This is a genomic window from Actinomadura soli (genome assembly GCF_005889715.1).
In the GTDB taxonomy this organism is placed as follows: Bacteria; Actinomycetota; Actinomycetes; order Streptosporangiales; family Streptosporangiaceae; genus Spirillospora; species Spirillospora soli.
Genome location: NZ_VCKW01000559.1, coordinates 1 through 1,465, shown reverse-complemented (window position 1 = coordinate 1,465; position 1,465 = coordinate 1). Strand labels below are relative to the sequence as shown.

1 pseudogene is annotated in these 1,465 nt (G+C 79.2%); it reads right to left on the bottom strand.

What is annotated here, in order from left to right:
* Window positions 1-206: pseudogene (locus ETD83_RS44120) on the bottom strand (hypothetical protein); the annotation flags it as partial.
* Window positions 207-1,465: the final 1,259 nt, after the last annotated feature.

Below are 1,465 nucleotides of genomic sequence, written 5' to 3'. Positions count from 1 at the left end.
CTTGAGCCCCGTCCCTCGGAACGCGGCCTGGCCCGGCACGACGAGGCGAGCCCACCGGCGGACATCCCACCGGGCAACGCCGCACCCGGCGTTCCCGACACCCCCGCGCCGAGCGGCACCCCCGCGCCGAGCGGCACCCCCGCGCCGCGCGGCACCGGCGCACCGGCACCCGCATCGCGGAGCGCCCCGCGCCCCGTGCAGCGCACGACGACTCCCGGAGCCGCGCGCACTCCCAGTGCGGCGCACCCCGCACGCCGCGCGGCTCCGGGCACTCCTCCGCCGCCCCCGGCGGAGAGCGGCCCGGCGGAAAGCGGTCGGGGGGAGGACGGACCGTCACCGTCCACAGGACCGCGGTCATCCGCCGGGCCGCAGCCTTCCGCCGGGCCGCAGCCTTCCGCCGGGCCGCAGCCTTCCGCCGCGCCGCAGCCTTCCGCCGCGCCGCGGTCATCCGCTGGGCCGCAGTCTCCCGCTGGGCCGCGGTCACCTCGCCCGGCGACCGGGCTGGGCGGGGGGACGCCCGCGAAGCCTTCCGCCGCGGCGCCGCCCGCCTCGGTGGCCAAGACCTCGCGCGCTGCCGCGGACCCGGCACCCGAGTCAGCGCCACCGCCCCGGACGCACCCGGCAGGGCCGAGCGCCGGGCCGCCGACGGGCGGTCCCGCCCCCGCGTCGCCAGTCCCGCAGGCGGGGGCGAAAGCGGCGCGTGGAGCCGAGGACGCGGCCGAGAACGCGCCCGCCGGGCAGGCGAAGCCCCGGCCCGAACGCACGGCGCCCTCCGCTTCCAACCCCTCGCCGCCCGCGCGACGTGCCGGGCTGGGCGCACCGTTGCCCACCTCGCCGGCAGCAGGGCCCCCGGTCCAGCGCAAGGTCGCTCCCACTCCGCCCTCGCCTACGCGCGGCGGTGCTGAGATCCCTGGAGGAGAACCGGCTGAGGAGCCCGCGCGTCCGCCGTCCGCAACCTCGCCGACCGGTACGGCCCGTCCGATTCAGCGGAAGGGCAAGGCGCCGGCGGCGGGGATCGCCCACGATGGCGGGCCGAGCGCACCTCCCGCGCCGTCTGCGGGGCCGTCCCTTCCTCCAGCCGCACCGCAGACCGCGCCGTTGACGGAGACTTCAGCGGCACGACACACGGAACCGAGTGCTGCCCCACGCGCCGACTCCGGCCGGCAGGGAGCGTCTCCACCGCAGGCCCAGGCCGACCGGTCCGCGCCTCCGTTCCCTGGAACCGCCTACCCGGTTCAGCGCCAGGCGGCGAAACCGTCTGGCGAAGGTCATGCAGATCCCCGCCCTGCGATGACGGGACGGGCGGCCTCGCGGATTCCGGGCCCCCCGCCGGCCGCCGGAGTGACGCGGCGGGTGGGCCTGGGGGCGCCGGTCCGGCGTTCGGCGGCAGGACCGGAAGCGATCGCCGCCTCACCTCCGACTCCGCCAGGGCCGGCCCTCACGCCCGTCCCGCACTCACCTCACC